This is a genomic window from Salinarchaeum laminariae (assembly GCF_023204835.1).
GTDB classification, from domain to species: Archaea; Halobacteriota; Halobacteria; order Halobacteriales; family Salinarchaeaceae; genus Salinarchaeum; species Salinarchaeum laminariae.
Genome location: NZ_CP096270.1, coordinates 83,939 through 110,029 on the forward strand (window position 1 = coordinate 83,939; position 26,091 = coordinate 110,029).

Here is a 26,091-nt window from a genome sequence, read left to right on the forward strand (position 1 = left end):
AGTGGGATCGCGACTGCTCACCTGGAGCCACGAAGCTTCGTCGAGATCCCGGCGAGAAACGGCGCGGGGTCGTCGAATCGAAGATAATCGAAGCGGGGCTCGGCGAGACAGGAGGCGGCGATCGTGAGCGCGGTGCCTGCCATCGACGGCCGCTCGACGTGCGGCGAGTCCTCGCTCCTGATGCTCAGGAGGTGGCCAAGCTCACCGTGGAGCAGGTGGCTCCCGACGCCAGTCTCGTACGTGGGGTCGATCTCCTCGCCGCGACCAGTCGCCTGGAGCCAGTAGTAGGCGGGAAAGTCGGCACCGGCCCGGACCGTCGACGGCAGGGACTGCCAGAACCGCGGGTTGATCTCGGTGAGGACGTACTCGCCGGTTCGGGCGTCGCGCATGTACTCGATGCAGGCGAGGCCGTGCCAGTCGAGTTCGTCGAGGAGGTCGCGAGCGACGGACTCGAGTTCGGTGTCGTAGATCGAACGCCGATAGACGCCACCGCCACCGGTGTAGGAATCCCCGCGGATCTGGCGGTGCTGAAACGTTGCGACCGGAGTGCCGTGGTCGTAGAGCGCGGCGACCATGAACTCGCCGTCGGTCGGGACGAACTCCTGGGCGATCGGCGTGTGATCGAAGGCGTCGACGAGCTCGTCGACGTCCGGCTCGGCACCGGGCGGAACGTGTTCGATCGATTTGACCACGTCGAGGTCCTCGGGAGCGCGCTCGGGAAGATACGGCTCGGCGAGGACGTTGTACCGCGACTTGACGACGTGGCGACCGTCCCAGTCCTCGACCGCGTCCAGCGACCGCGTCTCCGGGACAGGCACACCGGCGGCCTCGGCTGCGGCCGCGAGTGCGAGCCGGTCGTGGACACGCTCGATGTGATCGAACGGCGGGACCACGAGCGAGACGCGGTCGGCGAACGCCTCCTCGTATCGCGACAGGACGTAGCCGTCCTCGGCGCGAATCGGGTAGATCGTCTCGACGTCGGGGCGATCCGCGAGCGCGAGCAGCGCGTCCCGGTATGCGAGCAGATCCTCACGAGGGTCCGGTAACGTCGCAGTTCTGTCGACGAACCTCGACTTCGTTGCGGGAACCCCGCCCTTTTCGGAGGCGACGATCGGCGAGACGCCCCCAGCAGCGAGCGAACGGACACAGGTGTAGGTCGCAGCCTCTCGGCCGGTCGGCAACAGCGCTGCAGTCACCGAGTAGCACTCCCCATGATCGGCACTACCCAGTGTACAGGGAATAGTATACGCCGCTGATCGAGCGGATTCTGTGGGTACGCAACGCATACGGTCGACCGAAGAAACCGCCGCCTGCGTGCGGTTTGACGCGAACGCGGCTCACGTCGTCGGATAGGACCACGTCGAGGGCGGCTCGGATCGGGCACGCTCGGCGACCGCCTCCACCGTCGCCACCTCGACCCCCGCTTCCCGGGCGCGGTCGATTGCAGCACACATCTCGCGGATCCGTGCCGCGTCCCGCTCGTCGACGACGTCCGCGGGTCGCAACCGGACGTGAAGTACACCGCCGCTGTCGGCCACGCGATCGAGACCGCGCTCGATCGTGGCGATCCCCGGATCAGCGATGGCACGACCCGAGAGCCAGCCGGCCGTGCCGTCGAACCGTGCGAAATCCACGGAGGTCGGCACCCCGACCAGTCCGTACTCGTCGATCGCTGGACGCACGATCGGCGGTCCGGATATCGTCGCGTTCGCGAGCCGTCGCGCGGAGTTGGCGAGCGGGAAGGACGACGATGCGTCGGGAACGGCGCAGCGGTAGTACTCGAACCCCCACTCGGCGAGGACGCCACGATGGCCGACGGCGTTGCCCGGAAACGCCGCGGTCCGTGGGGCCGGCAACGAGTCGGGGAGCGCGTCGAAGAAGCCGACGCACTCCGCTCTGGCCAGATCCAGACTGACGTCGTCGTGGCCGAACTCGACGCCAGAGAAGGGCAGGAATGCGAGTTCGTGGTCGGCCGGGGAGTCCACCGTCGCCTCGACCAGTTCGCGGGCGTGGCGTAGCTCCGGACGCTCCGCCCAGGCCTCGCGCTCGCGGGCGAAACGGGCGGGCGCGAGCGGGTGGTGTTCGTGGACGCCGTCGCAGTCCTCCAGAAGGAGGTGACCGACGACCGCCCATGTCGCCGAAATCTCGTAGCTCTCGAACAGTTCGAGGATCCGTCGCCAGCCCGATCGAGCCGCCGCTGCGCGTTCGACCGACGGCGGCTGCCCGTCGGTACAGTTCCAGCCGAGCGCTGCGTCCACCGAGATCACGACGGTACCCATTCGAAACGGGAGTCGGGAGATCGTCGAATAAACCCACGCGACCGTTCTGGGCTGTAGCGGCCTGTTACCGGCTGAGGTACCCGTTTTCGGTCCCGTAGTAGCTGGCTACGGACGGTTGTCAGCGGTAGCACCGCCCGCAGGCCCGCAAATTGCGGCGTGAGAGTGTGGAACGACGGCGGGCAGGCGATCGCCGGCGAGCAATCGGGAACGGATCGTATAACAAAGCGGATGCTCCGGCTGGCTCCGGTCAGAGCCCGCTTCGGCGGGGACACCACCTATGACGAGGCCGATTCAGCGAGCGACGGACCCGACAGCATCGATCGAGGCCGACGCGGCGTCGGCCCGCGAGGGAGCGGCGTCGAGCGACGGACCGACGTCGGGCGGAGGAACGGTGTTGGGCGGTGAAACGACGGCGTCGAACGACGACGGACCACTGACGATCGACGAACGCACAGTTGGAGGGCGATTCGCGTGACCGACGCCGCCCAGATCGACGGCGACGTCGACGTCGCACAGACCGCCAGCCTCGCGCCGGACGGCGCCGAGGGCGAGCCACCGGTCATCGGTGCTGGCGCGACGATCCGCGGCGGGACCGTGATCTACCCGGACGTCGTCGTCGGCGAGAACTTCTCGACAGGTCACCACGCGATCGTGCGCGAGGAGACCCGGATCGGAGACGGCGTGCTCGTCGGGACGACAGCCGTGATCGACGGCCACGCGCAGATCGGCGACGGCACCAGCCTCCAGACCAACGCCTACGTCCCAACCCAGTCGAAACTCGGCGATCGAGTGTTTCTCGGACCGGGCGCCACGCTCACCAACGATGCAACGCCCGTCCGAAACGAACAGGAGACGCTCGATGGGCCACATCTCCACGACGACGTGACGATCGGTGCGAACGCGACGATCCTGCCCGGCGTCGAGGTCGGTGAGGGTGCGTTCGTCGCCGCAGGCGCCGTCGTCACGAAGGACGTTCCGCCACGGACGCTGGCGATCGGCACGCCCGCCGAGCACCGACCGCTTCCCGACGAGCTCGAAGGAGGGAACCACCTGTGAGCGACGTCTTCACCGTCGACCGGCTCTACGGCACGCTCGCGCCGTCGGATCACCGAAGCCGGTCGTTCCAGAACGGCGAGATCCCGGTCGCAGTCTACGGGCTCGGCAAGCTCGGACTCCCGGTCGCCGCCACGCTCGCGAAGGCGTCGAGCAACGTGATCGGCGCAGACGTCGATCCCGACGTCGTCCGCGATATTCAGGCTGGCCGCTCGCACGTCGACGGCGAACCCGGCCTCGACGGGCTCGTCGAGGAGGTGGTCGAGGACGGCTCGCTGCGCGCCGTGCAGGATCCGGCGACGGCAGCGCACGAAGCCGCAATCCACGTGATCGTCGTCCCAACCCTGCTCGACGACGACGGCGAACCTGATCTCGCGACGCTGGTCGCGGCGACGTCCTCGATCGCTGCCGGACTGGACCCCGGCGATCTCGTGCTGCTAGAGTCGACGGTACCGCCGGGAACCACCGCCGAGATGCTCGAACCGTCCCTCGCGGCGGCGAGCGGTCTCGATCCCTCGGAGTTCGGCGTCGCGTTCTGTCCCGAGCGGATCAGCTCCGGTCGCGCGCTGAAGGACATCCGCCGAGCGTACCCCAAGCTGGTCGGCGGGACGGACGGGGCCGCGACGGAGGCTGCCGCGCTCGTCTACGAACACGTCACCGAGAACGAGGTCATCCGGCTCGACGACGCGACGACGGCGGAGGCAGTCAAGGTCTTCGCTGGCGTCTATCGCGACGTCAACATCGCGCTCGCCAACGAGTTCGCCCGGTACGCCGACGAGCTCGGCGTCGACGTCGAAACGGTGACCGAGGCCGCGAACTCGATCTCGGTCACGAACATCCTGGAGCCGGGCATCGGCGTCGGCGGCCATTGCATCCCGGTCTACCCACAGTTCCTCACGAAGACGAACGCCGTCGACGGGCCGGTGATCCCCGCCGCACGGGCGCTCAACGACGACATGCCGGCCTACGCGGTCGATCGGCTCGCCGACGAGCTGGCTGAGAGAGACACCGACATCGGCGACGCGACGGTGCTCCTGCTCGGACTCGCCTACCGGGGCGACGTGGCGGAGACGCGAAACAGCCCGCCGATCGCTATCGCCGAGTTGCTCGCCCAGTACGGAACGCGCGTGCTCGCGGTCGATCCAGTGCTCGACGACGAGGCCTTCGAGGGACTGCCCGTCGAGAACGTGTCGCTCAGAACCGCGGCGGCCGCGGAGCCGGATGCAACGATCCTCGGCACGGATCACGACGCGTTCCAGACGATCGACTGGACTGCCTTCGAGCCGATGGTCGTGCTCGACGGCCGCAACGCGCTCGACCTCGGGGGCACCACCCACCGGCACTGCCGGCTCGGGGACGGCGACGTGCCAGCGGCGAATTCGCACTGGCTCGACGCGGACCCACAGCGCAGCCAGCAGTGACCGCAGCCGCCGGACCCGCCGACACCGAGGAGTCCACGGACAACGCGGACACGGCGACCACGAACGATACAGACGCCGCGGACACCACGATGCGCGTGCTGAACCTCGTGACCAACGACCGGGCCCGATTCTTCGTCCAGCAGGTCGATGCGCTGGAGGCACGAGGCGTCGAGAGCACGACGATCACGGTGCCGAACGATCACGGCCCCGATTCGAACCGGTCTGTGGTCGATTACCTCCGGCTGCTCCCGACGACGATCCGGGAGTCCTTCGGCGAGTACGACCTCGTTCACGCGAACTACGGGTTGACAGCGCCAGCAGCGCTCGCACAGCCCAACCTCCCGGTGGTCGTCTCGCTCTGGGGGTCGGATCTCCTGGGGCGCTACGGGCCGATCACGAGCCGCTGTGCCGCGCGCGCTGACGAGGTCGTCGTGATGTCCACCGAGATGGCCGACGCGTTGCCCTTCGACCCCGCTGTGATCCCCCACGGCGTCGATCTGGACCGGTTCGCGCCCCAGGAACAGCGAGCGGCCCAGAGGGCCGTCGGCTGGAACCCGGAGCATCGACACGTCCTCTTTCCCTACGACACCGCACGGGAGATCAAGGACTTCCCGCGCGCGGAGGCGATCGTCGAGGCAGCGAACGACCAGCTATCTGGCACGCTTGCGCTCCAGACGATCAGCGGCGTGCCCCACGAGGCGGTGGCGACGTACATGAACGCGGCCGACGTCCTCATCCTGACGTCGAAGAGCGAGGGCTCGCCCAACGTCGTCAAGGAGGCGATGGCGGCGAACCTTCCGGTCGTCGCGACGCGGGTCGGCGACGTTGCCGAGCGCCTGGAGAGCGTCGAGCCGTCGGTCGTCGCCGAAGACGATCGGCGACTGGCCCGCGGAGTCGCCGAGATCGCCGAAAGCGGCGAGCGCTCGAACGGCCGCGAGCGGGTCGCCGCCGAGTTGAGCGTCGACGCGACGGCAGATCGGCTCTACGAAGTCTACCAGTCGGTCGTGGGCCAGTCGCGCTGAGAATCCGGTCAGGCAAACTCTTCGGTCACCGAGGTCGAAGCGGAGGGTTCGACGTTGCGTGCGACGAGCGTCTCGACCGCGCTCCGAACGTGGTGTGAGAGCGTCTGGCGGGTCGTCCCGAACTCCGCCGCGAGCTCGGATAGGGTGACCTCTTTCGGCGTCGCGAAATATCCCTGCTCGTAGGCGAGCGCCAGCGCCTCGGACTGCTTCTCGGTGAGTGGACACGCCCCAGAGCCCGACTGATCGTCGGCAGTGATCCGGGAGATCTCGACGGTGGCACCTCGAGCTGTGAGCGCAGACTGAAACGCCTTGAGTGCCTCCCTGGTCGGCGCGCGGATGCGAAGGTGGAACCCGCTCGCGTCCCGGTGGGTGTCGAGCACCGTCACGTCGTGGCGCCGCGAGAGCGGGTAGACCAGCGGTGCCTCCGACTCGGACAGTTCGTGCGTCCAGACCCTGTAGAGCGCTCGATCGTCGAACTCGACGAGCTGGGCCCAGGAGTCGACGGTGGCGTCGTCGGTCAGCGCGGCCTCGAACGCCCCGGTCTCACAGCCGGTCGCCCAGAGGAAAAACGCGTACTGTGTCGCGTCCCCCTCTGCCTGGACGTAGTGGACGTCTTCGAAGTCGAACGCCAGCCCCGGGACGGCCTCGAACGTCGGTCCGAAGAAGATCGGATCGGTGAGAGTGAGTTCCGCAAGGTCGCTCATCGCGTTGGGATAAACAACCGCACAAAAAATGTTCATCGGCCAACACCTAGTCGCTGGGTAGCTGCTAGCACGACAGGTGGTCACGGCCATCGCACTCGGTGGGGCTGGCGGGCGTAGCACCGGTATCCGCGCAATAACAAACTCCGGTGGGTTCGGCCATCCTGTCGATCGATCCAATGCGCGTTCACTTCGACGTCACTCATCCTGCGCACGTCCACCTGTTCAGACACGCGATCCAGTCGCTGGCCGCCGGAGAGCACGCAGTCGGCGTCACGGCCAGGGAGAAAGAGGTGACGACGCAGCTACTCGACGCGTACGGCATCGACCACGAGGTACTCTCCCGCAAGCGCGCGCCAGCGTGGACACTCGCGCCGGAGTGGGGCCTCCGGACGCTCAAGACGGTCGACTACGTTCGGCGGTTCGAGCCGGACGTGATCGTGAGCCAGCTCAACCCCGCGGCCGTCGGCGCAGCGCGGCTCACGCGGACGCCGAACCTCGTCTTCCACGACAGCGAGACCGCCGGCACGCTCGCGGACGTCCTCGCGCCGCTCTCGACCGCGGTCTACTCACCTACCGGCGTCCAGCAGGACCTCGGCGAGAACCATCACAATTACCATGGGTTTCACGAGCTCGCCTACCTCCACCCCACTCTGTTCGAGACCGACACTGACCTGCTCGCAGAGCACGGCGTCGATCCCGACGAGCCCTACTCGGTGCTCCGATTCGTCTCGATGGGCGCCTACCACGACGTCGGCGAAGCGGGCCTCTCGCCGGCGCAGAAACGCCGGGTAGCAACGGAGCTCGCCGAGCACGGCCCAGTCTACGTGAGCAGCGAGGACGACCCGCCGGCGGATCTCCCCGGCGAGCCGGTGCCTGTCCCGCCCGAGGCCATCCACCACCTCCTCGCAGAGGCCTCGGTGTTTCTCGGCGACTCGGACACGATGGCGATCGAGGCCGCCGTGCTCGGGACGCCGTCGGTGCGCGTCGACTCCTTCGGCGACGGCGACGTGCTCGGCTGTTTCCACGAGCTGGAACGGTTCGATCTCGTCCACTCGACGACCGACGGCGACGAGGCCATCGATCGGGCGATCGAACTGGCCACCGACCCGGCCGCTCGCGACCGGTGGGACCGACAGCGCCGCGCACTCCTCGAGGAAACCGTCGACGTCTCCGAGTACATGCTCGACCAGATCGAGGGGGTGGCGACGTGAGCAGCGACGCCTCGGAGCCGGCAGCCGACGAGCGGCTACCACCGGAGACCCCCTCCAAACCGGAGCGTCGAGCGGACGGGCGCCAGGAGCCGCCGCGACCGCTCAACGAGGCGACCTCGCGACAGGACGTGCGACGGTACGACGATCGGTCGACCGGCGACGGTCTATCCGCCAGCGACGAGACCGTAGCCAGCGATGGCACTGCAGTCAGCGATCGGGACGGAGCAACCGGCGCCCAGCAAACCGTCGACGAGTCGGAGGTCGTCGGGCGGATCGCCGAGGGCGGGCCGCAGGTCGGTGAGGATCTCCTCCCCGACCACAGTTTCGCACTGTGTCTAACCCACGACGTCGACAGACCCTACAAGTTCGCACAGGCCGGGTTCTACGCGCTCCGTGATCGGGATCCGACGCAGCTCCTCGATCTACTGCCCGGCAGACGGCCAAATTGGACCTTCGACCGGCTGCTCGCGATCGAGGCCGAACTCGGCGTCCGGTCGGCCTTCTACTTCCTCGACGAGCAACGGTTGTTCGGGGACCGACCGATCCGAGACTGGTTCGACCTCGACGCCTGGCAGCTCTACGCGGATCGGTACTCCCTCGACGATCCCGAGATCGTCGAGTTGATGGAGCGTCTCGACCGCGGCGGCTGGGAGGTCGGCCTTCACGGCTCCTACGAGTCCTACGACGACCGGCGGCGGCTTCGCGCGGAGAAACGACACCTCGAATCCGTCTTCGGGAAGCCCGTCCTGGGCGGTCGCCAGCACTACCTCAACCGGACGCTCCCCGAGACCTGGGAGCACCACGCCGCGCTCGGACTGGGCTACGACGCGACCGTCGGCTCCTCGACCGAGATCGGCTTCGACTACGGCGACACGATCGGTCGCCCGTTCGACGACGAGTTCGTCGCCTTCCCGCTGACGATGATGGACGTGGCGATGCCAAATCCGGCCGAGAACCCCGACGCGGCGCGAGCAGCGTGTGACCGGATCCTCGAGCAGGCAGCGGATCGCGGAGCGATCGCGACGGTGCTCTGGCATCCCCGCGTATTCAACGACGGCGACTGGCCGGGGCACACCGAGCTGTACCGCTATCTGCTCGAACGGGCGCTGGAGCTCGGCGCGTGGGTCGGATCGCCGGGCGATCTATACGGCGAACTCGACCATCCGGAGTGATCGACTCCCGACGGTTCACGGCCCCATTCGACGCACCTGCGGAGCGAACCTCGACGAACGAACCGCCTGCGTTCCGAGTACTGCGACATTAACAATCACCCGTTGCTACGTGGCTCCGCGCGTTCGATGGATCTCCACCGACTCACCCTCGACGAGTGGGCCGACGCGCTTCCGACTGGTGGTACCGAGCCGTTCCACCATCCCGCGGCGCTCGACGTCCTGGACACCCACAGCCAGGGCGAGCTCCGACTCTACGGCGGTTTCAAAGGCCAGCAGCCCGTCGCGCTCCTCCCGGCAATCGTGCAGGATCGCTCCGTCGGCACCGCAGCGCTCTCGCCACCACCCGGGCTCGGCGTTCCGCGACTCGGCCCCGTCGTGATGCCCGCGAGCCCGAAACAGCGCAAACGCGAGAAGGTCAATCGGACCTTCGCGGAGCTGGTCCTCGAGGACCTCGAGGTCGAGGGGCGGACGACGCTGTTTCGGATGACCTGCAACGCAGACTATCTCGATCCTCGTCCCTACGTCTGGTCGGATCTCGATCTCGACACGGCGTTCACCTACCGGCTCGATACAGAAGGCAGCGATCCGGAGACGATCCGAACGGACTTCTCGAAGAGCCTCCGCCGCGAGATCGGCGACGCGGCGGATCTCGACGTTACCGTCGGACGCGAGGGGCTCGACGGCGCCGAAGCGATCTACCAGGAGACGAGCAAGCGCTACGCCGAGCAAGACCGCCCCTTCCGGCTCACCTGGCCGTACGTCGGCGACCTCTTCGACGCACTCGGCGACCGCGCACGCGCCTACGTCGTTCGCGGTCCCGACGACGAGTTCCTTAGCGGCGTCACGGCGTTATACTCCGACGACGCGGCCTACTACTGGCAGGGCGGCGCCCGCGCGACCTACGAGGGCACCGCCGTCAACAGCCTCGTCCACTGGACGATCATCGAGGATCTGGCGACCGACGCGCCCCGCGGCGCGACGACGTACGACCTGATGGGCGCGAACACCGAGCGACTCTGCCGCTACAAGAGCAAGTTCGGCGCCGAGCTGGTTCCCTACTACGTCGTCGAATCCGGCGGTGCGGGGATGGACGTCGCGAAGAAGGCGTACAGTCTCGTCGCGCGATAACGGACCGTCGTTTTCGACTATTTCGACGATAACGCTCATTACACTACCTACAGTAGTCACATCTATGTCCATCGACCGGGAGCGGTTCGATCGATCCAGTGAGAGCGAACTGGAAGCGCTCTCGACTGCCGATCGAGTGCTCGCATTCCTCGGTGTGAACGACGATCGCGCGTTCAAAGCCAGTGAAATTGCCCATCGAACCGATCGGGACGACGGTGCCGTAAGCACGGCCCTGACGCGGTTAAAAGAGCGTGGGCTCGTGGAACACAAGGGCAACTACTGGGCGGTCACCATCGATGAAGAACGTCTGGAGGCCCACGACGGCTACGCCCGAGCGACGGCCCTGTTCAACGAGCAACTGGGCGAAGAAGATCGTGGTGCGTGGCGCGAGCACACACCGGACGATACCCATCCAAGCGTTTCGGAGGACGACACGTGAGCGAAGACGAGGTGCCAATCTTCCAGCCAGGAGACGTCGTCTACGGTGCTGATCCGTTCAAAGGCTCTGCCGCTGGGCGGCCCTGGGTGATCGTTTCGAATCACGAGGGGCGGCCGTTCCATGGCGAGCAGTACGTCGCGCTGACACTGACGACGCGGACGTGGATGGAGGGACTGATCGAAGTTGACGCGTCTGATTGGTTGCGTGGAGGGACGCCAGAGAAGAGCCACGTCGTTCCCTGGGGAGTCCAGTCCATCAGTCAAGCCGACGTCGACTATTGGCAGGGACGACTAGAGAGCGACGTGGTACGCGAGGCAGTTGGCTCTCTCGTTGCCGAACTCGAATCGGTGACGTAGCTATACACCTCTTCGAGCCGAAAAGTGAGAGAACCGGGCCGCCATCCCGTCTCGTTCGGTTCGTCCCTCCGATTCATACGCTACTCCGGTTCTTGCACTACTCCGATTCCTCGGTTCTCGGGCCGGATCCGTCCGGAATCCGCTCGGTGTAGTTGTAGTTGCTGTTCATCACTGCATCGAGGAGCATCGCGCCCAGAAGCGCGGCGACGCCTGCAATGGCGAGGACGGCCCAGCGTGCGACGCTCGACGAACCGCCACTGCCCGCCGGTTCGTCGCGCGGGTCCGCGGCAGCCGGCTCGATTTCGGGCGAGGTAGCGGCATCGTTCGCGGCTGAAGCACCCGTGTCGCTCTCGGCGAAGGTCGCCACGTCAGTGTCGACCGACGCAGCCGCGTCGGTGTCTGCGGAGGCACTCTCGTCGTTCGTCGTCTTCTCCTGCGAGACATTCGACGAACGCCGAGCGTTTCGTGAGTCATCGGAGCGGCCCGCCGCGATCCCGGATGCGGTCACGCCGAGTACCCCGCCGACCGTCGCGATCGCGCCGCCGACGAACAGCGCCAGCCGTCCGCGGCCGCCCGAGGATCCGCGATCCGTTCGAAGCCGGCGGAGGAAGGATCGAAGGAGCATCCCCGAGACGCGGGGGATGTAGGAGCTGTACGCGATGTGACTCTCCTCGTCTGCGTAGGTCAACGGACAGGGGACGTCCGCTACGCGGCAGTTCGCGGCGCTCAGCCGGATCAGCAGATCGTTACAGTAGCCGAAGAACTCGTACATCTCGTCGATGCCGGCGTCGTCGAGCGCCGAGAGCGAGATTGCCGTGTAACCGTGCTGTGGGTCCCCGACGGACCAGTAGCCCGTCGCGATCTTCGTGAGCATCGTGAGAATGTGGTTGCCGACGAAGCGGTGCCGGGGCATCGTCTCGTGGTGCTCGTCGAGAAGAAGGCGGTTCGCCTTGGCGTACTCCGCGCGGCCGTCGACGACCGGTTCGAGCAGGTCCGGCATCCAGTCGGGGTCCATCTGCCCGTCGCCACCCATCACGACGGTCACGTCAATCCGGTCGGCCCGAGCGCGCTGGTAGCCGGTCTTGATCGCGCCGCCGACGCCCCGGTTCTGCTCGTGACGGATCGGAACGACGCGGCGATCGAACGGCGCTGCAGCGCCGGTGCTGGCGGGCGATTCGCCGCTATTCCCCGGGGCTGTGCCGTTCGTCCGCGGGGAGTCGTCGGCCTGTACCGCATCCGCTCCCGCGGCCACCGTGGTTCTGGTGCCGCCGTCGGCGCTCATCGAGGGATCGTCCTCTGGGCGAGTCTCGCCATCGCCTGGTGTCTCGCGATCTCCTCGTGCCTCGTCATCGCCGGACGCTTCCTCAGTACCTCGCGCCTCGTGATCGCCGGGCGCCGTCCCGTCGATTCGGGCGGCGGCGGTCTGGATCTCCTCCCAGCTGCCGTCCGTGGAGCAGTCGTCGACGGGGTAGATTCGGTCGACGTAGTCGGGGATCGTCTCGATCACCGTCCCCACGAATCCAGCTTCGTTGTAGGTCGGAATCACGACGGCGACAGTGTGGTCCTCGTACATGTCGGTCTCGAGCGATCCCTCCGACGGCTACCGGTTTGTTATGGTGCGAGTGCACGCTCAGCAGCGATCGGTATGGCGCTGCTACGGGGCGAGGGGAGCGCACAGCGGGCGAACGGAAGAGACAGGCAGGGGAGGCGAACAGAGCGGACGGGCAGGGGAGGCGAACAGAGCGGACGGGCAGGGGACTCGAACGGAAGAGACGAACAGGGGGAGCGAAGCGGAATAGAAGAACGACCGGGCGGACGTCGGGGAATCTGGTTCTCGGTGGGTACTCAGTGCTCGCGACCCGCAGCGCCAGCCACCCGCTCGGCGGTTCGGAGCACCTCCAGGCCTTGCTCACCGGTGACGACGGGGTCGTCCCCGTTCCTCGTGGCGTCGACGAACCCCTCGAGTTCGCGTTTGAGCGGTTCGCCGTTCTCGACGGTCGGGCGCTCGACGACGTTCTCGGTGCGGTAGCGGACGTCGCCGTTCGTCTCGACGTACTCCGGCAGCGAGCGGTGGTTGATCTTGACGGACTGCTCCATGTAGTCGACGGTGACCACGCAGTCCGTGGTGGTGATCGAGAGCTCGCGGACCTTCTTCTGGGTGACGCGGCTCGCGGTGAACGTGCCGACGACGCCGTCGCCGTAGTCGACGGTCGCGGTCACGTACTCGCCGTTCGCGCCGGCGCGTGCGTCGACGTCCCGGGCGGTCACGTCGAGAACGGACCGAACGACGTCGAGGTCGTGGATCATCAGGTCGAAGACGACGCCGCTGGTGACGCCGCGGTCGCCGTCGAAGGGCGGGCCGAGTCGCCTCGCTTCCACGGCGATGATCTCGCGGTCGGCGAGGACGTCCTGGAGCGCCCGCACGGCGGGGTTGAACCGCTCGACGTGGCCGACCTGGAGCGTCACGTCCGCCTCCCGCGCGGCACGGACGATCTCCTGACCGACCTCGGCGTCGTCGACGATCGGTTTCTCGACGAGGAGGTCGACGCCGGCGTCGATCGCGGCGTTCGCGAGCTCCGCGTGGTACTCCGTCGGGACGACGATCGAGACGAGGTCGACGGCGTCGAAGAGTGACTGCAGGTCGTAGGCCTCGGTCCCGTAGTTCGTCGCGACGGCATCTGCGCGCTCGCGGTCGACGTCGTAGACGCCACCGAGGTCGACGCCCGGTAGCTCGTGGTAGACGCGGGCGTGGTGGCGCCCCATGGAACCGACGCCGATCACGCCGGCTGTGAGTTCGCTCATCTACGCAGCCTCCGGGTCGAACGTTGCGAGCAGCTCCGCGATCGAGTCGACCTCGGCGGCGGAGAGGCCCGGATGCACCGGGATCGACAGCACCTCCTCCGCTGCCTGCTCGGCGACCGGGAGCGTTGCCGGACGATCGTACGCTGGCTGTCGGTGGATCGGCGTCGGGTAGTAGATCCCACTGTCGACGCCGTTGCGCTCGAGGTAGCTCCGAAGCGCCTCTCGATCGGGCGTCCGCACGGTGTACTGGTGGTAGACGTGGCGCGTCCCGGCGGGCTCGATCGGTGCGAGCACCGATGGCGTCGCTTCAAGAGCCTCTGTGTAGCGCTCGGCCGCGCGCCGACGAGCAGCAGTGTAGCGCGGGAGCTTCCTAAGCTGTGCGCCGCCGATCGCGGCGGCGAGGCTCGTCATCCGGAGGTTGTGGCCGACGGACTCGTGGACGTCGGCGTCGCTCCGGCCGTGATTCACGTAGCGCCGGGCCCGGGCCGCGATCGCGTCGTCGTCCGTGACGATCATGCCTCCTTCGCCCGTCGTCGCGTTCTTCGTCGGGTAGAAGGAAAAGCAGGCAGCGTCGCCCAGCGAGCCGACGGGCTGGCCGGCGATCTCGGCGCCGTGGGCCTGTGCGGCGTCCTCGAGGAGCGGAACGTCGTACTCCTCGGCGATCGATCCCAGCTCGTCCATCGGTGCCGGCAGCCCGTAGAGGTGAACGGCGACGATGCAGTCCACCTCGCCGTCGTAGTCCTCGATCGTCGCGCGCACGGCGTCGGGATCGAGCGTGTAGCGCGCGGGGTCGACGTCCGCGAACACCGGCGTCGCACCCACGAGCCGTGCGGCGTTCGCGGTGGCGACGAAGGACAGCGGCGTCGTCACGACGACGTCGCCCGCGCCGATCCCGAGCGATCGCAAGGCGGTGGTGAGTGCCGCCGTGCCGTTCGCCGCGGCGACGCCGTGGGTCGCGTCGCAGTAGTCGCTGAACGCCGTCTCGAACTCTCTGACGGCCGGCCCGTCGGCGAGCCGACCGCTCTCGACGACGTCGATCGCGCGAGAGAGTTCGCGCGCACCCAGATCGGGAGCGGCGATCGGAATGCTCACCGGACCACCCCCCTCGGTCCGGCCGTACTGTTCGATAGCGATGCCCGCGTCGCGATCCGAACTCTGGCTACTGTCATTGTGACGTGTCCCCAACGGCGGGGCGTGTGAGCGTGCTACCGACGAACCGGGTATTGTTATAGCGAGCATTGCGCACGCGGTACAGACCGGCTACGCCCCAGCGAACGCGACCTGCCTGCAGAGAGAGTGGGTGCGAGACTGGACGGCCCAGAGGGCGTGTGGCTGAGCGGGTGAGAGAGTAGGTGCGAGACTGCCGGAGAAGGGGTGGGGCAGGGTGAGTGAGATGGAGTACGATACTGAGCAGGGAGCGGTGGTGAGACTTTGCGGGGTGGTGAGACTGGACAGGGAGACGGTAGGAGAGACTGGACAGGGATCGGGTGGGAGAACGACGAGTGAGATACCGCGATCGAGCGCGCCCCTACGTGCTGAAGGGATCCGCTCGCTCGGGGAGGAGCCACCGCCGGATCGTCGCGAGGCCGGGCCGGCCGTCGAACAGCCAGAGCACGACCGTCGTGCCCAGAAGCGCACCCTCGAAGAGGACGTAGATCCGGCCACGGGACGTCTGGAGGAACTCGTAGAACGTGTGGATGACTTCGCCGGCCCTGGCGAACAGTCCCGGCGTGTCCGCCGCCGGAAGTTCGATCAGCGGGTAGAACAGGAATCGGTACGCGGGTGCGTGCCCGAGCGCGACCGGGAACAGGACGTCGCCGCCGAGGTGGAGCAGGTAGCTCAGCGCGAACGCGACCGCGATGCGTCGGCCCGCAGCGAGGCCGGCGAGGACGATCGCCGGACCAGCGAACAGCAGCGAGTGCGCGAGCGACTTGCCGCTGGGTAGTGCGCCGGCACCCCAGGCCAGCGGCTTGTCGATGAGGTCGGGGAGGAGCGCGGCAAACGCGACCGCGAGGACGGCGTCGCCACGCGGTGGCTGGCGATGGACGACGCGGGCGTACAGCGAGTAGGCCAGATAGCCGACCGCGGCGTGCTCCCAGGGCAGCATCTCAGGCGTCCCCGGATGGTGCGGAGAGCCAGAAGTAGAGATGCCGGTACGCCGTGGCCGCGTCGGCGTCCGCCGGAGCCCCACCCCGGTAGAGGTAGTAGTGGACGCGGAGCTGGGAGCCGGAAATCGTGGGCTGGAACGCGTGTCGATGGGACCATCGCTCCCCTGGATCGACGCTCGCACTGTAGCGGTCGAGTTCCACAGTCCGGTCGGACGCGTCCGCGCTTGCGTTCCGCTCGACCGTCACGACGACCGTGTAGTTGATCGTCTCTTGCTCGTGGTTTTCGACGGCGGTCACCAGCGAGGCCGACCCGTTGGGGCCGAGCTCGGAGGGATAGTCGCCGGCGATGAGCTGTCCGTCGTCGTTCTCGGTGAGGACGGCGAAGTTCGTGAACGTCTGGCCGTCCTGGGGCATCGCGAGCGCACCCCCGACGGTGAGCAACGCCAGAACGACGCTCGCGATGACGAGCGCGTTGACCGTTCGTTCGCCTGGCGATCCGTCGAGCAGCGCTGCCCGGAGCTCGCCGGCCCAGGTGGCGAGGGGGATCCGGAACCGATCCTGTGGCGGAAGACGTCGGCGAACGAGCGCGGCGATCAGCCCACCGACCGCGACGAAGGTGACGAGACCACCGACGATCGCGGCCTCGGAGAACCCCCAGGGAGAGAGCGCGATACCGATTCCGAGCACGGGGAGGAAGGCGAGACTGAGTCCGAAAGACAGCGCCATGCGCTCGCGAGCGGTCACTCTGTCGAGCCCGCGGAGCGACGATAGCCGACCCGGCGCGGCCACTGGCCCCCTGTGCGGGAACAGTACTGCGACGAGCACGTATCCCGGAAGGACGAACAGCGCCGAGCCGCCGATGGCCATCCGGATCGCCGCCGGTGCGTCGATCGCCACGACGAGGTAAGTGACGGCAGCGAGTATCCACGCGAGGACGACGTCTGCGGCGACGCGATCTGACAGCGCACGTTGCCACGCGGGCATGCGAGATTCACCGTACGTCATCGTTCGGTGGATCGGTCAGTGAGACGACGGGCAGCCAGAGAACTCATTCTGGGCGGAACTCGGGGACCGGTCCTGTATTGTTATACTCGCCATAGCGCCAGTAGGAGCGGACTCCTGCAGGCGTGGGAGGGCCATTCCGTCGCGGGGCTTCGATCGTGGTGTGAACGGATACGGCGCCGCTATCCTGCGATTTGATCGGAATCGCCGGAGGAAACCGGGTTGTAACAAAGTGCTAGACTCCGGAAAGGTTCGCTGTACCGAGCGGATCCACGCCGCCACAGCCGGCATCTACAAACGACCCAGCTAATGTCAGAAACCGATCAAGAGTTGTCGTCACTCGACACGATCTTCGACCTGCTCAGCAATCCGCGTCGGCGGTTCGTGCTACACTACCTCAAGCGCGTCGAGGAGCCCGTTCAGCTGACGGAGCTCGCAGCACAGATCGCAGCCAAAGAAAACGACGTGCCCGTCGACGAGCTGACCAGTCAGCAGCGCAAGCGCGCGTACGTCTCACTGTACCAGACTCACGTGCCCAAGCTCGAGGAGGTCGGCGTCGTCACCTACGACTCGGAGACGGGCAACGTCGCACTTACCGCGAAAGCCGACGACATCGACGAGCAGCTCGATCGGAACGGGACCGACGTTCCCTGGCAGTGGCTCTACCTCGGGGTTGCTCTCGCGGGGCTCGTCGGCGTCTTGCTCGCCCCGCTGGCCGGCGGCGGGAATGCGATCCAGTTCCGCATCGGACTGTTCGTCCTGGGCGCGATCGCAGTGATTGCGCTCGCGAACTACGTCTACGCCCGTCGATCGAAGCGAGACACACTTGCGCTCATCGAGGACGAGTGATCCGACCGTGATACAGCCCACAGACGACCGACGACCCGCGCCGACGACCCGTGACCAGACTGACCCCCGGAGCACTCGCTCGGCTGCTTCGAACGATCCAACAGTCCACGAGCACAGCAAATCATGAACGACGAGTGGGACGAAATCGGCTACGTGATCAGTTCGAACTACCGCACCGAGGTCCTCAGCTGTCTCGCGAACGGACCGGCGACGCCTTCGCGCATCGCCGACGAGACCAGCATCTCGATCGCACACGTCTCGCGGGCGCTTCAGGAGCTCCGTGAGCGCTCTGTGGTCGAGCTGCTGGTGCCGGAGGATCGACGGAAGGGCCGAATCTACGGGATCACCGAGAAAGGTGACCGCGTCTGGTCGGAGATGGAGGCGGAGAACCTGATCGACTAGCCATCGGGTGCGGTCGATCACTCACTGGGTCGGTCGTCGACTCCGTCGATCACACGGATTCGTGATATCTCCACGCCACACATTCGTTCTTCCCCGCTCCGTAGACGCTGTGTCTCTCCCTCTTGCAGTTCCGCTCGCTCACAGTACACCCAATGACACAGGGTTGCTCCTCGAGCGTCCGTCTGCAGAGTCGACCGAGGCCACCGATCGGCCACGCTCGGGGGCGTGCGGTGTCTGCTACAACGACTGGCCAAACGTGGCAACTGTTCACCTGCGAGACGCGATCGAGAAAAATCGGCGTCGATCGTGTATCCTACTCTTCGCTCTCCTCGGGGGCCAACATCTCGGGCGATCGCTCGTAGCCAGGTGTGTTTGCGAACTGTGATATTCGCTCGAGTTCGTCGTCCGAGAGCCACTGGGACATACAGTACGCTCCCAGGACATCCGTGGATAAATAGCTACTGGACAAGGCAGAACCGTCACCGCCCCAGAACCGCGAATTTGGGGAGTATGGGCCCCATACGTCCGTAGTAGGAATGTCGTTATTGGAGAATTCCGGAGATCATCACACCCGCCAGTACTGGCTCTGCGTGACTGGCACCGGGTATAATCGAGCGTCGGTATCGAAGTGCTAACGAGTAGATACGATGACGTCGTCGCCGCCGTCGACGATGGAAACCTCACAGCCGTCGAGGACGAATCTCGCGGTGAGCGAGTCCCCTGCGGACGCGAATAGCTGCCGGAGTGCGTCCGCGTCGATAGCACCGTTGAGTGGCTCGTCGAGCCCCATCGGGTCGACGCCTTTCGACGCTGCCACCGCGTACACGACTGCGACGTCGAGTGGCTCGTCGGGAGCCACGCTGTACCGTCGCGTCGACACTGATTCGAACTCGCTGGAACGAGTTGCCTCCTGTACTCCGCCACTGTCGATTTCTGCGTCAGTTTCGCGCATTGTCAATCTCTCCCCCGAACCTCAGTCGAGGTGTTGTGACAACGGTATATATGCCTTGTGAGAATCTTCCGCAAATTCACTCGTGTTTGAAGAAATTTGGCAATTATATGGACGTATGCGCTGCTCTCTCCCCCATGTATGGACAGTTCGGCGCAGCAGACCGTCAGTCAGCGACCGACTATCACCGACTGAGCTGCCCCGGTGTCCGTGACGAATCCGCCACAATGCGATCGTTCAGTCCCGTATTCGACGATCCCGCACGGTAGACTACCCGTGTGTCACCGTCAGTGATGCTGGATCGGTCATCGACCGTCCGTTGACCGTCACCCTTCAAAAACGGGCGAGATCGTTCGCGGTCGAGCAGAGAGCATCTGCCCGCCGTCCTGCGTTTTGGGCCGATGCGTACCCGGGTCGTAACAGTTCGTAGGTCACAGTTACTGCACTTGTAGGCCCGGCATTACCGCGGTCGTGGGCACAGCTTTATCACTGAACCCGCGGCGAACCCGGTTCATGCCTGTTACCACGGAGGTGCTCGGCGACGGCGGCGATGCAATCCGCGTCCTCTCCGGGGACTGCACCGTCGTCGCGGACGGCGATCGTCGGGAGGAACGACGCGGCCACGTCACCGTCGTAATCAAGCCCGACAATACGGTGCTCGTCCACGACGCAGACGGCTATCAGCCCGTCGCGTGGCTCACCCGCGCGGCGTCAGTATCCTGCTCGCGTTCGGAGGACGGCCGTGAGCGCCAAGGCGCACGCACGATCGTCGGGTCGCGAATTGCGGGGACCGATCCATCCGCAATCGAGGACGACGGTGCGGCGTTCACCGTCGACGCCCGCGATGGCGACGAACGGCTGCGCGTCCTCGCCCACACCGAGGACGGCTACGCCAGCTATCCGGCGACTCGCGCTGGCCACCCCGTCGGCGAGTGTCCGGACTGTGAAGGGACGCTCGTCCGCTCGGGTCGCGCAGTCAGCTGTATCGGCTGTGCCGAGCGGTACGGCCTTCCCGACGGCGCGACCGTCCGCGAGGAGCGCTGTTCCTGTGGCCTCCCCCGGCTTCGCGTCGAGCGCGGCGCACCACTCGACGTCTGCCTCGATCGGAGCTGCGAGCCGCTGCTCGATGCGGTCCAGAAGCGATTCGATCGCGAGTGGGACTGTCCGGACTGCGGCGAGGACCTTCGCGTGCTCCAGCGAGGCGGTATCTTGCTGGGCTGTGATGCGTTCCCCGACTGCGAGGGTAGTTTCGGGATGCCGACCGGGACCGTCGTCGACGACTGCGAGTGTGGACTCCCGATCTTCGAACTCGCTAGCGGGCGGCGGTGTCTCGACTCCGCCTGTGACCGGCAGGAGTGACGTCGGATCGCCTGCTCTGCGTGACTGTGGACCGTCGCCTCTTTGAGTGCGGGCGGCGCCCATCTGCGTATGGACGCCCGCACGGAGGACGGTCTCGTCGTGGTCGGCGGCGACGCACGGCAGCGATTCTACGACGCCCGGGGGTACGGCTACCCTCTCGAGGGGAACGAGATTGCGCTGTCGTGGGTCGAAGCCGCCCACCTCCTGCTGCGGGGCGACATCGACGCCGTCGACGGCGTGGGGTTCGAGACGTTCCTCCGGGAGGGCGCAGGTAGCGTCCACGGTGGCGACCGGGCTGCACTCTGCTTTCTGGTCTACCTCGACCTCCGGGAGCGCGGGTTCTACTGTTCGCCCGCACGCGAGGGCTGGGTCGGCGACCCCGACGAGACGATCGACTTCGTCGTCTACCCGCGGGGGAAAGGCCCCGAGGACGACGCCGTGGCGTACCGCGTTCGGGTCGTTGGCGAACGTGAGTCCGTGCCCGCAACCGAGTTGGGGGGCTGTACGCTCGCGATCGTCGACGAAGAGAGCGAGGTGACCTACTTCGAGACCGAGGCGGCCGAGTGGGAGGGTACCGCGACGCCCGAGTGGGATCGCACCGTCGAGGCCACGCTCCTCGCCGATCGAGCGCTCTGCTGGGAACCACCAGAAGCGCTCTACCAGCAGTCCTTCTACGGCCAGCCACTCGGCAAACGCGACGAGGGCGTCGACGCGCTCCAGCTTTCACTCGTCGAAACTGCCCAGCTCGTGGCTGCAGGTGCCCTCACCGTAGAGGGCGGCTACGACGCCGTCGTCGAGCGGGGGCGTGCAGTGGAGGGCGATCGGTTCGACCGACGGCTGCAGGTCTACGCCGCGTTGCGAGAGTACGGCGTCGTTCCAAAGACCGGGTTCAAGTTCGGCGCGGACTTCCGGACCTACTCCAGCGTCGAGTCCGTCGACGATCTCGGCCACTCCGAACGACTCGTTCGCGTGGTGCCCTCGGCGTTCGCCTTCGACCCTCGCGACCTCGCGCTCGACGTTCGGCTCGCTCACGGCGTGCGAAAGCAGCTCGTCGTGGCCTGGCCCGAGAACGGCGCCGTGGAGTGGGTCTCCATCGAGCGGTTAACGCCCTGAACCGGGCAGATCTTCGGAAGCGAACTATACCGTACGCGAAGCCACTGGACGTCTGTGCCAACCGTTCCCTTCGAACAACGCAAGCTAATTACAGCGAGGAGCACCTATAACTCCACATGAGCCAACCCCACGTCGAGGTCTACACGAAGGAGAACTGCTCCTACTGTGAGAAAGCCAAAGACCTCCTCGACTCGAAGGGAATCGAGTACGAGGAGTACATAGTAACGGGCGACGAGGCGCTGTTCGAGGAGATGGTGGAGCGGGCGAAGGGCCGCAAGACCGCACCCGAAATCTTCGTCGACGACGAGCTGATCGGCGGGTACGACGACCTGTCCGCACTGGAGGAAGCCGGCGAGCTGGACGCGAAACTCGGACTCGCTGAGACAGGTGACGCCGCCGGAGCAGTCGCTGCCGACGGCGGCGACGACGTCGAGCACCGACGGCTCGTCATCGCTGGCAGCGGCATCGCGGGCATGACCGCGGCGATCTACGCCGGCCGAGCGAACAACGATCCGCTCGTGATCGAGGGCGACGAACCGGGCGGGCAGCTCACCCTCACCACGGACGTCGAGAACTACCCCGGGTTCCCCGAGGGGATCTCCGGCCCCGAGCTCATCAACGAGATGCGCGCGCAGGCCGAGAAGTTCGGCGCCGAGTTCGAGAACGGCATCATCGAGACCGTCGACGCCGACGACCGCCCGTTCCGCGTCGAACTCACGAACGGCGACGTCTACACCGCCGACGCGATCATCGCCGCCTCGGGCGCCAGCGCGCGCACCCTCGGCGTTCCCGGCGAAGACGATCTGATGGGGTACGGTCTCTCGACGTGTGCGACCTGCGACGGCGCCTTCTTCCGCGACGAAGACATGCTCGTCGTGGGCGGCGGCGACGCCGCGATGGAGGAGGCACACTTCCTGACGAAGTTCGCAGACACGGTCTATCTCGCACACCGCCGCGAGGAGTTCCGCGCAGAGGACTACTGGATCGACCGCATCGAGAAGAAGGTCGAGGACGGCGACGTCGAGATCATGCGGAACACCGAACTCGCGGAGATTCACGGCTCGCAGGCCGACGGCGTCGACCACGTCACCCTCCTGCGCCACCCCGACGGCCACCCGAAGGACAAGTTCGACGATCCCGAGTTCGACGGAGAGGTCGAAGTCTTCGACCACGACGTGGGCGCGGTGTTCTACGCCATCGGCCACACGCCGAACACGGACTACCTCGAGGGCACCGGCGTCGAGATGGACGACGCCGGCTATCTCGGCGTCGCGGGCGGTTTCGAGGGCGGTCAGACGGCCACCGACGTCGAGGGGATCTTCGGTGCTGGCGACGTCGTCGACTTCCACTACCAGCAGGCGATCACCGCCGGCGGGATGGGTTCCAAAGCGGCCATGGACGCAGACGAGTGGCTCGAGAACGAGGCCGATCTGACCGCGACCGGTGAGGCCGAAACCGCTGCCGGGCAGGCCGACGACTGATCGCGATCGGCGGTTGTGATTGTCTGCAGACGCTGGCACGGAACTGACCGACCCAGTGGTTGCGCCGCCTCACAGTCGCCGAAACACAGCTATAAACTCCACCGTCGGTAACGAAACAGCAACTATGGAGTCCGACGTGTATCCGTCGGTCTCGCCCCACAACGTCGCCGAACTCGACTCCGCGGAGTGGGCTGTTGATGGCCACCGATTCGCCCGCATTCCCGACACAGTCGGTGCTAATCTGAACGTCGCCGCCCGCGAGCGACTTCGACATCCGACCGGCTGTGAACTCCGATTCGTGCCAGACGCCGCCGGGAGCGTCGAGATTACACTGTCCGCACCCGAACGCACCGTAGTCTGGCCGTTCTGGGGCGAGTTCCAGCCGACCGAACCCATCGAGGTCGGACCGACGCCGACCACCGCCGACTTCGAGGTGCCAGATCGGATCCAGAATCTCGATGTCGACGGCGGCGATACCGCTGCTTTCGATCCCCGGGTCTGTCGGCTCCGCTTTGCGGACGCCGCGCCCGTCGCACTTCACGACGTCGCGGGACCGTGCCGACCGCCGACGGTGGACGAACGGCCCGACCGCCGATACCTGGCCTACGGCACCTCGATCACGGAGGGCGCTGGCGCGGCTCCCCATCTGACCTACGTCGCACAGGCGGCCAGAGCGCTCGGGGTCGATCCGATCAATCTGGGCACCTCGGGATCAGCGTTCTGTGAACCCGCGATGGCCGAGTACATCGCCGACCGCGAGGACTGGGACGTGGCGACGCTCGCACTCTCGGTCAACATGGCGAACCGTGGATTCACGCTCGCGCAGTTCCGCCACCGCGCACGCACACTCATCAACACCGTCGCCAGCGCCCACCCGGAGACGCCCGTCGTCTGCATCACGCTCTTTCCCTACCACGCCGATCTGGTGCGGGGCGACGACGCCGAACGCGCAGAGGCGTTCCGGCACGCACTCCAAACGATCGTCGCGGAGTCCGCGAACGAGAACGTGGAGATCGTCGAGGGGTCCGAGCTACTGGAGCCCACGGGACTGACGACCGACGTGCTTCATCCCGGCGATCACGGACTGGCACAGATTGGTCGGCGGCTCGCCGATCGAATAGCGCAGCTACCGGAGTAATCAGTCGCCAGCAGGAGCTCGGCGTCGAGTCCAACGGTGGTTCGATGTGAACGCGGAGTAGGAAAATCGGGAGCAACGGAACGCGGAAAACAGAGAAACGCGAAAGGAAAACCCGAGAGCGACTGGCGGTTCAGATCCCCGGCGTCGCTAGCCGAACATCTGGCGCATCATCGGGTGCATCTCCATGAGCTGCTCCTCGGCGATCTCCTCGTACAGTTTGTACGTGATGGAGACCGTCAGCAGCAGCCCCGTACCGGAGACGCCACCGATGGCGCCGAGCATGTTGGCCATGACGGCGAGCAGGCCGACCAGGGCACCGCCGATGACGGTCACGTGCGGGATGTACCGCTCCATAACCTTCTCGACGACGCCGACGTCCTGGCGGAACCCGGGGATCTGCATCCCGGAGTTCTGGATCTGTTTGGCCGTCGCTTCCGGCCCCATGTCGGTCGTCTCGACCCAGAAGATCGCGAAGATCGCGCCGCCGACCACCATGAAGGTGAGGTCGATACCGACGCGGATCATGATCTGCCAGGCCTCGATTCCCGCGGGCGTCTGGCCCGCGAACCACATCCAGTCCTGGGGCGTGTAGATCGGCGCAAGATAGTACATCAGCCCGCCGACCGGATTGCCGTCGGTGTAGACGCCAAGCCACGCCGGCATCATGCCCTGTCGGTTCAGGAGCTGGCCGAAGAACTGCACGTTCGCCTGCAGCGCGCGAACGAGGATCATCGGCAGAACGCTCGCGTAGATGAGCTTCACCGGGAACCGACCCCGGGCGCCCTTGACGCGAGCGTGCGAGAGTGGGATCTCGATCCGGACGGATTCGGCGTAGACAACCACGATGAAGATGAAGATCGTGGTCATCAGCGCCAGCAAGTTCCCCGGAGCGAGGAGGATGTCCATCAGTCCGCCGCCGCCGATGATCGGGCCGATCGGTGTCCGGCCAGTGATGATGTCGAACCAGTTGGCGAAGAAGCCGCCGTCGAGACTGAGGAACCCACCGACGAGGCGCTGGCTGACGCCAGCGATAATGAACAGCCCGACCCCGCTACCGACGCCCCACTTCGAGACGATCTCGTCGAGGTAGAGGATCAGGAGCCCGCCGATGAATATCTGCGTGACCAGCAGGAGGCGGATCGCAGAGGTGCTGACACCCAGCTGCGCCGCTACTTGTTGATCCGGCTGGATGAACCCGGCGTACACCATCGGAACTGCCGTCAGCAGCGTAACGATTACGACCAGCAGCTTCTGGAGCCCCTGATAGAGCACCTGATCCCGCGGGTCGTCGGTGTCGAGACCGAGGAGGTTAGCACCGCCCAGTAGCTGTAGCACGATCGACGCGGTGACGATCGGGCCGATCCCGACCTGCAGGAGCGACCCCTGCGCGCCGGCGAGGACGGTTCGGAACTGCCCGAATGCGTCCGCGCTGTCCGACATTCCCCACAGAAGGACGTTCGTGAGGAAGAAGTACAGTACGAGCACGGACGCCGTCCACGCCAGCTTCCGCTTGAACGGGACGTGCGAGTCCGGTCGACGCACGACCGGCATCCGCGAGAGCACCGGTTCGGCGACCTCCTTCCAGCCCATTGATTACTCCCCAGCGGACTCCGGTGATACGTCTTCTGTTTCGGCGTCCTCCTCGTCCTCGGCCGCGGCCTCGCCGCGCTCGGAGAGGACCGCCTCGCCGCCGGCCTCCTCGATGAGACCGCGGGCGCTGGCGGAAAAGGCGTCGGCGACGACGGTTAGCTCGCCGCGGACCTGCCCGCCGCCGAGAACCTTCACCGCGTCGGCCTCGAACCCGTCCTCGACGATCTCGCGAGCGTCGATTTCGTAGCCGTCGCCCTCGGCCTCGGCGAGGCCCTCTGCCGCGTAGAGCGCGGCGTCCTCGTCGAGTTTGGAGGCGTTGATCTCGAGGATCTCCTCCTGGACGGACTGGGGCCGGCTGAAGCCGTGCTTGCCCAGCGGCTCGTAGTTGTGGAACTCGTGCTTGTCGCGGCCAGCACGACCCCGGCCGCCGCGGTGGCCGGCACCACGTCGGTTCTTGTGGGTGCCGCCGCCGTGCGTGCGAGAGCCGCGCTGGCGTCGTTTCTTGCTCGTCAT

General features: G+C 66.5%; 26 protein-coding genes. 15 read left to right on the top strand and 11 right to left on the bottom strand.

Features of this window, described 5'->3' with window-relative positions; all coding sequences use genetic code 11:
* Window positions 1-17 precede the first annotated feature (17 nt).
* Both MXF70_RS00415 and MXF70_RS00420 read right to left on the bottom strand, forming a co-directional pair.
* Window positions 18-1,196: a carboxylate--amine ligase gene (locus MXF70_RS00415; protein WP_248516621.1), complete on the bottom strand. Its 1,179-nt coding sequence runs from the start codon at window positions 1,194-1,196 to the stop codon at window positions 18-20.
* Between the two features lie 141 nt (window positions 1,197-1,337).
* Window positions 1,338-2,279, bottom strand: coding sequence for a polysaccharide deacetylase family protein (locus MXF70_RS00420; RefSeq protein ID WP_248516622.1), 942 nt, complete (start codon window positions 2,277-2,279; stop codon window positions 1,338-1,340).
* Window positions 2,280-2,556: 277 nt separating this feature from the next.
* Here MXF70_RS00420 and MXF70_RS00425 point away from each other — a divergent pair, with 277 nt between their 5' ends.
* The 4 genes from MXF70_RS00425 (at window position 2,557) to MXF70_RS00440 (ending at window position 5,775) form a co-directional block, all read left to right on the top strand.
* The gene (locus tag MXF70_RS00425; protein WP_248516623.1) at window positions 2,557-2,754 is read left to right on the top strand and encodes a hypothetical protein; all 198 of its coding nucleotides are present in this window, start codon (window positions 2,557-2,559) and stop codon (window positions 2,752-2,754) included.
* The gene (locus tag MXF70_RS00430) at window positions 2,751-3,335 is read left to right on the top strand and encodes an acyltransferase (RefSeq protein ID WP_310736350.1); all 585 of its coding nucleotides are present in this window, start codon (window positions 2,751-2,753) and stop codon (window positions 3,333-3,335) included. Before MXF70_RS00425 ends, MXF70_RS00430 begins: the two co-directional genes overlap by 4 nt.
* On the top strand, window positions 3,332-4,753 hold the full coding sequence (locus tag MXF70_RS00435) for a nucleotide sugar dehydrogenase (RefSeq protein WP_248516624.1): 1,422 nt from the start codon (window positions 3,332-3,334) through the stop codon (window positions 4,751-4,753). The genes MXF70_RS00430 and MXF70_RS00435 overlap by 4 nt, the downstream gene beginning before the upstream one ends.
* Window positions 4,754-4,842: 89 nt before the next feature.
* The gene (locus MXF70_RS00440; protein ID WP_248518419.1) at window positions 4,843-5,775 is read left to right on the top strand and encodes a glycosyltransferase; all 933 of its coding nucleotides are present in this window, start codon (window positions 4,843-4,845) and stop codon (window positions 5,773-5,775) included.
* An 8-nt stretch (window positions 5,776-5,783) separates the two neighbouring features.
* On the opposite strand, the gene MXF70_RS00445 is transcribed toward MXF70_RS00440, so the two are convergent.
* Complete coding sequence (locus MXF70_RS00445; protein ID WP_248516625.1) at window positions 5,784-6,479, bottom strand: helix-turn-helix domain-containing protein; 696 nt, start codon at window positions 6,477-6,479, stop codon at window positions 5,784-5,786.
* 176 nt (window positions 6,480-6,655) lie between these two features.
* Here MXF70_RS00445 and MXF70_RS00450 point away from each other — a divergent pair, with 176 nt between their 5' ends.
* The 5 genes from MXF70_RS00450 (at window position 6,656) to MXF70_RS00470 (ending at window position 10,785) form a co-directional block, all read left to right on the top strand.
* On the top strand, window positions 6,656-7,690 hold the full coding sequence (locus MXF70_RS00450; RefSeq protein ID WP_248516626.1) for a DUF354 domain-containing protein: 1,035 nt from the start codon (window positions 6,656-6,658) through the stop codon (window positions 7,688-7,690).
* Window positions 7,687-8,862, top strand: a complete 1,176-nt coding sequence (locus MXF70_RS00455) for a polysaccharide deacetylase family protein (RefSeq protein ID WP_248516627.1) — start codon at window positions 7,687-7,689, stop codon at window positions 8,860-8,862. The genes MXF70_RS00450 and MXF70_RS00455 overlap by 4 nt, the downstream gene beginning before the upstream one ends.
* A gap of 126 nt (window positions 8,863-8,988) precedes the next feature.
* Window positions 8,989-9,990 (top strand): GNAT family N-acetyltransferase, encoded by a 1,002-nt coding sequence (locus MXF70_RS00460; protein WP_248516628.1) that lies wholly within the window; start codon window positions 8,989-8,991, stop codon window positions 9,988-9,990.
* A gap of 64 nt (window positions 9,991-10,054) precedes the next feature.
* A complete protein-coding gene (locus tag MXF70_RS00465; RefSeq protein WP_248516629.1) occupies window positions 10,055-10,429 on the top strand; it encodes a MarR family transcriptional regulator in 375 nt (124 codons plus the stop codon).
* Entirely contained in the window at window positions 10,426-10,785 is a 360-nt protein-coding gene (locus MXF70_RS00470) for a type II toxin-antitoxin system PemK/MazF family toxin (RefSeq protein WP_248516630.1), read from the top strand. The genes MXF70_RS00465 and MXF70_RS00470 overlap by 4 nt, the downstream gene beginning before the upstream one ends.
* A gap of 97 nt (window positions 10,786-10,882) precedes the next feature.
* On the opposite strand, the gene MXF70_RS00475 is transcribed toward MXF70_RS00470, so the two are convergent.
* The 5 genes from MXF70_RS00475 to MXF70_RS00500 form a co-directional block, all read right to left on the bottom strand.
* Window positions 10,883-12,358 (bottom strand): glycosyltransferase family 2 protein, encoded by a 1,476-nt coding sequence (locus MXF70_RS00475; RefSeq protein WP_259370373.1) that lies wholly within the window; start codon window positions 12,356-12,358, stop codon window positions 10,883-10,885.
* Window positions 12,359-12,630: 272 nt separating this feature from the next.
* A complete protein-coding gene (locus MXF70_RS00485; RefSeq protein ID WP_248516631.1) occupies window positions 12,631-13,587 on the bottom strand; it encodes a Gfo/Idh/MocA family protein in 957 nt (318 codons plus the stop codon).
* Window positions 13,588-14,679 (bottom strand): DegT/DnrJ/EryC1/StrS family aminotransferase, encoded by a 1,092-nt coding sequence (locus MXF70_RS00490; RefSeq protein WP_248516632.1) that lies wholly within the window; start codon window positions 14,677-14,679, stop codon window positions 13,588-13,590. It lies immediately after the preceding gene.
* 436 nt (window positions 14,680-15,115) lie between these two features.
* A complete protein-coding gene (locus MXF70_RS00495) occupies window positions 15,116-15,694 on the bottom strand; it encodes a metal-dependent hydrolase (RefSeq protein WP_248516633.1) in 579 nt (192 codons plus the stop codon).
* A 1-nt stretch (window position 15,695) separates the two neighbouring features.
* Window positions 15,696-16,679, bottom strand: coding sequence for a DUF1616 domain-containing protein (locus MXF70_RS00500; RefSeq protein WP_248516634.1), 984 nt, complete (start codon window positions 16,677-16,679; stop codon window positions 15,696-15,698).
* A 327-nt stretch (window positions 16,680-17,006) separates the two neighbouring features.
* On the opposite strand from MXF70_RS00500, the gene MXF70_RS00505 reads away from it, so the two are divergent.
* Complete coding sequence (locus tag MXF70_RS00505) at window positions 17,007-17,546, top strand: DUF7344 domain-containing protein (protein WP_248516635.1); 540 nt, start codon at window positions 17,007-17,009, stop codon at window positions 17,544-17,546.
* A 123-nt stretch (window positions 17,547-17,669) separates the two neighbouring features.
* Entirely contained in the window at window positions 17,670-17,948 is a 279-nt protein-coding gene (locus MXF70_RS00510) for a helix-turn-helix domain-containing protein (RefSeq protein ID WP_248516636.1), read from the top strand.
* A gap of 631 nt (window positions 17,949-18,579) precedes the next feature.
* Here MXF70_RS00510 and MXF70_RS00515 read toward each other — a convergent pair.
* Window positions 18,580-18,900: a HalOD1 output domain-containing protein gene (locus tag MXF70_RS00515; RefSeq protein WP_248516637.1), complete on the bottom strand. Its 321-nt coding sequence runs from the start codon at window positions 18,898-18,900 to the stop codon at window positions 18,580-18,582.
* A gap of 510 nt (window positions 18,901-19,410) precedes the next feature.
* Here MXF70_RS00515 and MXF70_RS00520 point away from each other — a divergent pair.
* From MXF70_RS00520 to MXF70_RS00535, 4 genes are all read left to right on the top strand, one after another.
* Window positions 19,411-20,256, top strand: coding sequence for a PDDEXK family nuclease (locus MXF70_RS00520; RefSeq protein ID WP_248516638.1), 846 nt, complete (start codon window positions 19,411-19,413; stop codon window positions 20,254-20,256).
* 69 nt (window positions 20,257-20,325) lie between these two features.
* Complete coding sequence (gene endA, locus MXF70_RS00525) at window positions 20,326-21,369, top strand: tRNA-intron lyase (RefSeq protein WP_259370374.1); 1,044 nt, start codon at window positions 20,326-20,328, stop codon at window positions 21,367-21,369.
* A 116-nt stretch (window positions 21,370-21,485) separates the two neighbouring features.
* Window positions 21,486-22,850 carry a glutaredoxin 3 gene (gene grxC, locus MXF70_RS00530; RefSeq protein ID WP_248516639.1) on the top strand — a complete coding sequence of 455 codons (1,365 nt, stop codon included), beginning with the start codon at window positions 21,486-21,488 and terminating at the stop codon, window positions 22,848-22,850.
* Between the two features lie 124 nt (window positions 22,851-22,974).
* Entirely contained in the window at window positions 22,975-23,988 is a 1,014-nt protein-coding gene (locus MXF70_RS00535) for an SGNH/GDSL hydrolase family protein (protein WP_248516640.1), read from the top strand.
* A gap of 147 nt (window positions 23,989-24,135) precedes the next feature.
* Here MXF70_RS00535 and secY read toward each other — a convergent pair whose 3' ends face one another.
* A complete protein-coding gene (secY, locus tag MXF70_RS00540) occupies window positions 24,136-25,578 on the bottom strand; it encodes a preprotein translocase subunit SecY (protein ID WP_248516641.1) in 1,443 nt (480 codons plus the stop codon).
* Between the two features lie 3 nt (window positions 25,579-25,581).
* Window positions 25,582-26,091: an uL15m family ribosomal protein gene (locus MXF70_RS00545; RefSeq protein ID WP_248516642.1), complete on the bottom strand. Its 510-nt coding sequence runs from the start codon at window positions 26,089-26,091 to the stop codon at window positions 25,582-25,584.

Bases quoted from the DNA above. Each gene is read 5' to 3' on its own strand.
- MXF70_RS00420 (WP_248516622.1), bottom strand. From the start codon at position 2,279: ATGGGTACCGTCGTGATCTCGGTGGACGCAGCGCTCGGCTGGAACTGT.
- MXF70_RS00425 (WP_248516623.1), top strand. From the start codon at position 2,557: ATGACGAGGCCGATTCAGCGAGCGACGGACCCGACAGCATCGATCGAG.
- MXF70_RS00440 (WP_248518419.1), top strand. From the start codon at position 4,843: ATGCGCGTGCTGAACCTCGTGACCAACGACCGGGCCCGATTCTTCGTC.
- MXF70_RS00445 (WP_248516625.1), bottom strand. From the start codon at position 6,479: ATGAGCGACCTTGCGGAACTCACTCTCACCGATCCGATCTTCTTCGGA.
- MXF70_RS00450 (WP_248516626.1), top strand. From the start codon at position 6,656: ATGCGCGTTCACTTCGACGTCACTCATCCTGCGCACGTCCACCTGTTC.
- MXF70_RS00460 (WP_248516628.1), top strand. From the start codon at position 8,989: ATGGATCTCCACCGACTCACCCTCGACGAGTGGGCCGACGCGCTTCCG.
- MXF70_RS00465 (WP_248516629.1), top strand. From the start codon at position 10,055: ATGTCCATCGACCGGGAGCGGTTCGATCGATCCAGTGAGAGCGAACTG.
- MXF70_RS00475 (WP_259370373.1), bottom strand. From the start codon at position 12,358: ATGTACGAGGACCACACTGTCGCCGTCGTGATTCCGACCTACAACGAA.
- MXF70_RS00485 (WP_248516631.1), bottom strand. From the start codon at position 13,587: ATGAGCGAACTCACAGCCGGCGTGATCGGCGTCGGTTCCATGGGGCGC.
- MXF70_RS00495 (WP_248516633.1), bottom strand. From the start codon at position 15,694: ATGCTGCCCTGGGAGCACGCCGCGGTCGGCTATCTGGCCTACTCGCTG.
- MXF70_RS00500 (WP_248516634.1), bottom strand. From the start codon at position 16,679: ATGCCCGCGTGGCAACGTGCGCTGTCAGATCGCGTCGCCGCAGACGTC.
- MXF70_RS00505 (WP_248516635.1), top strand. From the start codon at position 17,007: ATGTCAGAAACCGATCAAGAGTTGTCGTCACTCGACACGATCTTCGAC.
- MXF70_RS00510 (WP_248516636.1), top strand. From the start codon at position 17,670: ATGAACGACGAGTGGGACGAAATCGGCTACGTGATCAGTTCGAACTAC.
- MXF70_RS00515 (WP_248516637.1), bottom strand. From the start codon at position 18,900: ATGCGCGAAACTGACGCAGAAATCGACAGTGGCGGAGTACAGGAGGCA.
- MXF70_RS00520 (WP_248516638.1), top strand. From the start codon at position 19,411: ATGCCTGTTACCACGGAGGTGCTCGGCGACGGCGGCGATGCAATCCGC.
- endA (WP_259370374.1), top strand. From the start codon at position 20,326: ATGGACGCCCGCACGGAGGACGGTCTCGTCGTGGTCGGCGGCGACGCA.
- grxC (WP_248516639.1), top strand. From the start codon at position 21,486: ATGAGCCAACCCCACGTCGAGGTCTACACGAAGGAGAACTGCTCCTAC.
- MXF70_RS00535 (WP_248516640.1), top strand. From the start codon at position 22,975: ATGGAGTCCGACGTGTATCCGTCGGTCTCGCCCCACAACGTCGCCGAA.
- secY (WP_248516641.1), bottom strand. From the start codon at position 25,578: ATGGGCTGGAAGGAGGTCGCCGAACCGGTGCTCTCGCGGATGCCGGTC.
- MXF70_RS00545 (WP_248516642.1), bottom strand. From the start codon at position 26,091: ATGACGAGCAAGAAACGACGCCAGCGCGGCTCTCGCACGCACGGCGGC.